This is a genomic window from Streptomyces sp. NPDC058662 (assembly GCF_042716255.1).
GTDB lineage: Bacteria > Actinomycetota > Actinomycetes > Streptomycetales > Streptomycetaceae > Streptomyces.
In genome coordinates this window covers 1-1,030 of sequence record NZ_JBHXRU010000223.1, presented here as the reverse complement: position 1 = coordinate 1,030, position 1,030 = coordinate 1, and the positions used below count along the sequence as shown (strand labels likewise).

1 pseudogene is annotated in these 1,030 nt (G+C 71.8%); it reads right to left on the bottom strand.

Annotation, left to right across the window (positions count from 1 at the left end):
* Positions 1 to 806 (bottom strand): annotated as a pseudogene (locus ACFWUQ_RS31505) (S9 family peptidase); the annotation flags it as partial.
* Positions 807 to 1,030 lie beyond the last annotated feature (224 nt).

Here is a 1,030-nt window from a genome sequence, read left to right as displayed (position 1 = left end):
TCACCCGCCGGGAACCCGGGCTCCTCCTCACCCAACGCCGTGAACACCGGCGGATGCGCCGAGTCGGACCACAGCATCCACACCCCGCCCCCCGGCCGGGTCCGCGCATGCTCCACCGTCCCCGGCGCCACCTCCAACTCCTCCAACGTGCTTGAGGCCAGCACGAACCGGTACATCCGCGACCGCGCCCGATGGTCTTGGACCACCAGCAACGACGCCCCGTCCTGCGCCCACTCCACCGACGTCTCCCCCGCCAGCCCCAGCGTGTGGCGCTCCCACACCCCGGACGCCACGTCGTAGAGCGCCGGCTCCCACCCGTCGCCCCGCCCCTCCAGCAGCAGCAACCGGTTGTCACCGGGCACCGGGCAAAAACCCACCGCCTCCCCCTCCAGATCCGCCACCGGCGACCCGTCGGCCACCGACACCACCCGCACCCCCGGATCGAAAAGATCACCACGCTCACTGTGCGCGATCACCGCCAGCGTCAGATCACGCGAGAGATCCACCGCGTACGCCGGCTCCTCATGCCCGTACAACACCCTCGCCCGCCCGTCGGGACCCACCAGCGACACCGTCGTGCCCTCCTCGGTGGAACGCCCCACCAGAGCGTGTCCCCGCAGCCCGATCGCCAGCCCCGCCTGCCAGTACGCGTCCGCCCCCACGATCGCCGGCGTATCGGGGCCGCCCCCGAACGGCTGACGCATCCACTGCCCCAACTCATCCCCACCGGTATCGGCGAACCACCACACCGCCTCACCCGACGCCTCGATCGCGCAATGCGCCACCCCCGACGCCCCCTCGGTCACCTGCCGCACCGTGCCCGCCCCACGATCCCAGCAGTACACCTGCGCCCGCCCCGAACCGTCCCCCACGAACACACACCGATCCGGAGCACTCTTCGCCCACGCCGGCAACGTGAAACGCGCCGCCCGAAACCGCCGCTCCCACAACGCCACCCCACCCGCCCCCACATCCGACACCCGCACACCACCCACACCGAACACCGACCCGGACACCCCAGACACCACCC